Here is a 6,422-nt window from a genome sequence, read left to right as displayed (position 1 = left end):
ATCTTGGCATTTCCTCGCGGAAAGAGTATACTATAGGCATGGTCGTGAAGGTGAAGCTCCTCGGGGCCAATCCCCTGAAGGGACAAGTCGATTTCGAACTCGTCTGAGAGGAGAAGCCATGAAACTGATCGCAAGCAACAAGAAGGCGTCGCACGAGTACTTCTTCCTCGAATCGTTCGAGTGCGGCATCGTCCTCACCGGAACCGAGATCAAGTCGGTCCGCGCCGGCAAGGTCTCGGTCTCCGACAGCTACTGCCGGGTGAAGGACGGCGAGCTCTACGTCCTCAACATGAACATCGCCAAGTACGACTACGGGAACATCTTCAACCATGAGGAGCTGCGCGAGCGCAAGCTCCTGATGCGGAAGCACGAGATCCTGAAGCTCGGGCAGCGCCTCAAGACCGACGGGCTCACGCTCGTTCCGACCAAGGTGTACCTGAAGGAAGGACTGTGCAAGATCGAGATCGCGCTCGCGAAGGGCAAGAAGCAGTACGACAAGCGCGAGGTCGCGAAGGAAGCGGACTCGAAGCGCCGGATGCAGAAGGCGATGAAGAACATCGCGGTCGATTGAGGGCCATGGAGACCCGAAGGAGGGACGGATGATCAGGGATTCGAAAACGAACGGAGACAAGAATTCCTTCTATCGATTCCATTATTGGAGGGAAACCATCCTCGGCCTCATCGGCGCCTTCGGCGGGATCCTGATTTTGGTCTTCCGCGCGCTTTGGGAGAATACCCTCGTCCTGATCCTCGTCCTCTGGGGATTCGTGATGGCCCTCGTGCTCGCATGGCTCGTGATGCGCGCCGTGCAGAAGAAACAGGAGAGGAAAATCGCACACCGATCCGATCCGACGGCCGACGCATGGCGGATGCCGCCGACGGGTCGGAAGTAACAGGCAAGTCGTTTCACACCCATGGGGCTGTTCTGGATTCGACAGGGCAGTTCGAGTCGAGCAAGCATGCAGTCGGCGGACTATACACGCACCGGCAAATAACTGCCAACAACAATTACGCTTTCGCCGCCTAAGCATAGGTAGCGGGGTTCCCCCTTCCAGCCTGCGGGTTCGGGGAACCTCCAGCTAGCAGGATAGCAAAACGGGTCGCCGCCTTAGGCTCGTTCGCGAAGACAATAAGGCTGGTCGTCGGATGGTGGGTTCCCTGGCAGTCCGGCGACGAGATTCACAGGAAACTAAGCATGTAGAAACCTCGACGATCGGCTGTTTTGGACCGGGGTTCAAATCCCCGCAGCTCCACCATTTGACAATCATAGGTTTGATACAACCGTATCAGACCTTTTTTTATGCACCAAGGAGTCAATTCTCTTATATTTTATACACATTCAAGTCGAATCGGACTAGTCTGACAACGTCGATCTCTTGTATAACTCGAAAGGAATCCACTCAACTTTTTCTAATCCAATTAGGGTTCATATTTAGTTATACGACTTACAATTGCGCAGGATAAGTGCTATTATTTAATAAAAAGAACGGATTCCAAAGAAAAAAGTGCAAGCATACAACACTCGTCAGCAATCATACTAATCTGTCACACGAGAAGAGGGAACAGGTATGGACAATAATCGTGATTTTCACGGGAAAGCTATTTTAATAGCAAAAAACATATCAACAAAGAAGTCCAGTCACGAAGACGCGCTTGGCATCCAAAAGATGAAACTTGGATTTTTCGATACGACCGCAAAACCGAGTACAAGGAAATATCATCTTGAATTCATGACAATGAATGGACCGATATCATTCATTGTTTCATCGACTATATATTTCACGATTAAAATCGATTCATTGGGGTTTTTGGATTATCGCAATTGCAATTTTCATGACTTCCAGTTCATCAAGATTGCAACTTCTGATGATGTCAAGTCGCTTGGTTGGTGATGGGCTGGTAAGGTATACAATTTATGGTAGCCGATGATTTCAATGGGGATAACATGCATACTGGATTGGTATGGAAATCAGTGAGTGGTCTGCGATACCAAATGTATAGGTAGGATATGATTTTGAGTAATCGGGTATTGTCACAAGTGTTGTGAGAAAATGGGAACGGTTCTTCTGAATCGATGAAGAAGAGAGAAGATAGAAGGAGATCACGATGGACATAACGCTAAGGCCTATTACAGAAGAAGAATACAATGAATGGATTGTTATTTCCACCAACCATCAAGCAAAAGATCAATCTAGCGCAAGTGGCAAAACAATGTCAGAAGAAATGGAGAAACTAAACAAGATGCTTCCGCTTCTTTTGCCAAACGGACCACACACTGAACGACACCATTTTTATGTCATAGATACACTGAATCAACCTAATATTGGATTTCTCTGGATAGGAAAACTGCCACACCTTGATGACTCATCGATTTTCTTGTTTGATATCTATGTCAGGAGTGAGTACCGTTCAAAAGGCATTGGCAGAACGGCGATGATACAGCTAGAAGAAATCGTGAATTCTCTACAATATGACAAAATTCTTCTCCATGTTCTAAAAAGCAATTACGCGAGGAATTTATATGAATCACTAGGGTATGTTCCGATAGAGAACCACGAATATTCACTCATCATGGAAAAAGAGGTATGACTGGATTGCGGATTGGTGTGGATTTTTATTGAGTGGTCTGGATACATGATGCATTGGGAGTAGATGCCTCGCCCATTCCAAGCAACAATTCGCAGATCTATGCAAAACGAAATGCCTGAACCACCGCAAAGCGTATATGAATCGAGGATCACCATGAGCAAAAACCCATTAACCTTGTTTTTCGTTGTTCTCGTATCGCTCGGATTATTGGGTTGCGAGAATGTCCGCGACACCCCTCCCATCGATTTGTTTGAAGAAATGGGTCATAGCGTTGAAATCGCCTCGACAAGTTTATATATCGACCAGGCCCATGAAATGTTGAATTCATTTTGTATCAAAAACGATTACCCTTCAACGGGAAAAGACATTGTGGTAGTGTATCTGATCCGTAGTGAAGAGGATGGTCGGTACTATGAAATGTTCTATCCGGTCGACCGGGATCATGAGATGATCGTCAGAGAAACCAGCATCCCTGAATTTGCGATCATTCAGAGCGAATTGGATGAATACGTTGCACTCAACAGCGGGGTCAGCATTGATGTTTTCGAAGGCTATTCCGGGATGTTTTTCTTCCCGAATGCTTTCGATGGGAATTTCGATTCCAACATCGACGCGCTCGGTGAACTGGGGTCGCCGATCATTCTTGAAGTCGGGAAAATCGAGATGGAGTCCAGCTGTCCGAGCATTTGCTTGGCGAGAGATAAGGATGGGCGGTTCGTCTTGTTCTATTATGATATACAGCACGATGAGATTGCAATCATTTCTGAAGTTGCGTAAGGATCCATTTCTTGCATATTGCATGGAATTCTAAGGATAATCAATCGTCTTCCGTTGGATTTCCATGCTTTTCGTCAGCGCGATGCTCCCGGGAGCATGGGTAGAACGGCGGAGATGGAAAGCGATGCCCGGTTCGCGAAGCAAGACCATCGAGATGTATTTCGCTTTGTCCAAACGCAATGCTTGGAGGAGGATGTGGGTATGGATAATGTCAGGAAGGTCGTATCATTGTTAGTCTTGTGTTTTTTCGTTTCTGCTGTCATGGCATGCCATTATACACCGACCCGGATTTATACGGATGATGAGAATGGGTACATCGAATTTGAAAATGACTTTGAAGTCCAACTCCTTTCCGTTGAATATGCCGAAGACAGCACTTGGATGGAGTATCATTTCACGTTCGAACTGAAGAGAGGATATCCGAAGAAATTCTCCATTTCCATCGATAATTTCAAACTCAGGGAAGGCGACGAGTTTATGACGCTGAACGATTCACTGGCTTCGGGGGAGATATCATCATACGGCGAAGCGGTCGCCCTATTCCTGAATGACGTTGAACAAGACGAGAAGGTCTATCAATACATGGAAATGAACGTTGTGTATTCACTGGATATAAGAGTTGATTTGGCACCTTTCTTCACTTCCTGTCAAAATCTAGAATCCAACTGTCTGGACGTTACTGCATATGACGATGGCATCGAACTGTCCTTTGATGGACGCAGCGTCTGGTTTGGCGATCTATATTATTAACGATGATCATAAATCGTCTCGGCGATTCTTGACTCGATCAAGGATTCCGCATCATTGACGATTCCCATCTGCTGGAATGGCGTGGCTGCACTCGGCCATCATTACGCATAGCTCTAGGGGTGTAGATTGCGGGGGTTCACAATGAATCGCAAGGGCGCCGTGAACTCTGATGTGGCGTGATTTTGTACTGATTGAATTCATTTCATCCCTGGATCGTAACGATCGCGACGGCACGGACATTCGGCGTTTACCGCCATGTTTCCGATTGTTCGCGTTTTTTCTGCTTCGGTCCCCTTCATCTCTTGAAGTGTGTTCATGGACCGATGAAACAAGCGCGATGCCAAGCACATCGATTCACCGAAAGGAATTGTTTGGTTGCGGAACATCGGCAAGTTACATGCTTCCGCTTGTAAAGTATCATCTCAAGATGTTGATTTTTAGCATTCGATGCTACAATTGAAAAAGGGGTGACGACGTGAAACTCAGGCTATCGGTCGATGAGAAGCACAAGGAGATACTCAAGGCCTTCTTTGAAAACATGGACATCGAAATCAACGATCTTGACTTCGACTACACATTGATCTCAGGCGAAAGCGACCCGGATTTGATCACCGGGTATCATGCGGATGAAATATTCCTCATCCGACCCAAGGATGTGGTCTATTTCGAGAGCGATGGCAATGACATCACCTGTCACACAATCAACCTGTCGTGTCGTGTGAAATACAGGCTATACGAGATCGAGAGCCTGTACCGACATCAGAGGTTCATGCGCGTCAGCAGTTCATCCATCGTCAACCTCGACCAGATACGCAGCATCAAGCCGACGATCAATTCCAAGTTCGTCCTCACCATGAAGAACAAGGATCATGTGGACGTGACGAGGAGCTATTACCACATCTTCAAGAACTATATCGAAGGAGGGGGCAAGGAATGAAAAAGTTCATGACCGCACTGCTTGCGGTATTGTCGACATGGAGTCTGTCCGGTTGCACTGCTCCTCTCCAGGAAGAGACGTTCTCTTATTATGATGCATATTACGAGTTGACCGTGAAGTATTTTGACTCATACGCCGTGGTATACGAGAATGCGGATTACGATTTGACGTTGTTCGCCGTCAAGAGTTCCGAGATCGTCGATGGCGATGGGAACGAATATGTCAATTACATCTTGAAATGGAATATTGACAAGCTAGATACGATATTCCGTTTTTCCTGCGGCAGCCACGGATTATGGAGCGGAATATCGCAATGGAACGGTACGTACATGACTCATCTGATCCCCGGTCAGGAAGTCCATGATTATTGTCAACCCTACGATTTCACATTGACAATCCAAGGCGAGCATGTCGCCGACATCGGTCTGGTGACCGATGCCAATCAAGCACAGTTGGCCTGGATGCCGGTCGCGGATGTCGGCGAGAACAATCTTGGAGCGTACCTGGCGAACAATCGGGTTTTCATATTGACACTGTCGGGCGTCGTTCTCGGCGTCGGCCTGTTCGTGCTGGCCTATCTGGCCATCTATCGAAAGAACTGCAACAACTTCGTGTCGAACAAGAAAGTCACCAAATTGCCCGGACCTTCCGTCATCCTGTCCCTGTCGATCATGATCGGTCTTTTGACGATCATCGCATTGGTGAGTTCGCATGAAGCGCCCTCGGATCATTACGACAACAACTTCTATGACTATGTCAGGCAGGAAGAATCCACGCTCTATCTGCCGGAATTCGACGGCGATGGCCAGGAGCTGATCGGATCGGCGGGCATGCTGGAAGTGTACATCGAGAAAAACGGAACGGACGACATCGTCTTTACCGTAGTGCTCGTCGACGGAGACGAGCGATACCTTATGGAAACCATCGCGTATTCATTTTCCAACGCGGCGAACTGCGATCGATATCGTGTGGAACTCCATCAGAAGCAGAAAGATGACGACGGGTATGCTTTCGGCTATATCGTGGAAGCGTATGAAGACGTCGGCGGCGAGGAGATCAGGCAACTCTCGTTTTCCCTCGGGGTCACCGAAGAGATCGACGGCACGCTGACATTCATCGATTTCATGGACAGTACGAACATGTACGACGTATACTATATGAATGCGAAAGGCTACTACAAAATGTCGTACATCGTCGCAGATTATTTCCAGGACGAATCGAAATGAAATGCACTTCAGGATCCGGAAAGAACGCTATCGGCGACCCGGATTGACGAACGCACGATGGCCGAGTGCGCTTCCCGACGACGGGACCGCATCGCGGATGTCGCCTTCGCTTCACGGACCGAACCGTCTGCCCGGGGACCGCG

8 protein-coding genes and 1 other RNA gene are annotated in these 6,422 nt (G+C 47.9%); all 9 read left to right on the top strand.

Annotation, left to right across the window (positions count from 1 at the left end):
* Positions 1-118: 118 nt before the first annotated feature.
* Positions 119-571 (top strand): SsrA-binding protein SmpB, encoded by a 453-nt coding sequence (smpB, locus tag WC509_05690; GenBank protein ID MFA5006936.1) that lies wholly within the window; start codon positions 119-121, stop codon positions 569-571.
* Between the two features lie 28 nt (positions 572-599).
* Complete coding sequence (locus WC509_05685; GenBank protein ID MFA5006935.1) at positions 600-893, top strand: hypothetical protein; 294 nt, start codon at positions 600-602, stop codon at positions 891-893.
* Between the two features lie 23 nt (positions 894-916).
* Positions 917-1,256, top strand: a transfer-messenger RNA (tmRNA) gene (gene ssrA / locus WC509_05680).
* A gap of 312 nt (positions 1,257-1,568) precedes the next feature.
* The gene (locus WC509_05675; protein ID MFA5006934.1) at positions 1,569-1,892 is read left to right on the top strand and encodes a hypothetical protein; all 324 of its coding nucleotides are present in this window, start codon (positions 1,569-1,571) and stop codon (positions 1,890-1,892) included.
* 214 nt (positions 1,893-2,106) lie between these two features.
* Positions 2,107-2,589 carry a GNAT family N-acetyltransferase gene (locus tag WC509_05670; GenBank protein MFA5006933.1) on the top strand — a complete coding sequence of 161 codons (483 nt, stop codon included), beginning with the start codon at positions 2,107-2,109 and terminating at the stop codon, positions 2,587-2,589.
* A 63-nt stretch (positions 2,590-2,652) separates the two neighbouring features.
* Positions 2,653-3,366: a hypothetical protein gene (locus WC509_05665; GenBank protein ID MFA5006932.1), complete on the top strand. Its 714-nt coding sequence runs from the start codon at positions 2,653-2,655 to the stop codon at positions 3,364-3,366.
* 201 nt (positions 3,367-3,567) lie between these two features.
* On the top strand, positions 3,568-4,116 hold the full coding sequence (locus tag WC509_05660; GenBank protein ID MFA5006931.1) for a hypothetical protein: 549 nt from the start codon (positions 3,568-3,570) through the stop codon (positions 4,114-4,116).
* A gap of 475 nt (positions 4,117-4,591) precedes the next feature.
* Positions 4,592-5,053, top strand: a complete 462-nt coding sequence (locus WC509_05655) for a LytTR family DNA-binding domain-containing protein (protein ID MFA5006930.1) — start codon at positions 4,592-4,594, stop codon at positions 5,051-5,053.
* Positions 5,050-6,279: a hypothetical protein gene (locus tag WC509_05650; GenBank protein MFA5006929.1), complete on the top strand. Its 1,230-nt coding sequence runs from the start codon at positions 5,050-5,052 to the stop codon at positions 6,277-6,279. The genes WC509_05655 and WC509_05650 overlap by 4 nt, the downstream gene beginning before the upstream one ends.
* Positions 6,280-6,422: the final 143 nt, after the last annotated feature.

It is taken from the genome of Candidatus Izemoplasmatales bacterium, from assembly GCA_041649275.1.
Taxonomy (GTDB): Bacteria; Bacillota_I; Bacilli_A; order Izemoplasmatales; family Hujiaoplasmataceae; genus UBA12489.
This window is presented reverse-complemented; position numbering and strand designations above follow the sequence as displayed.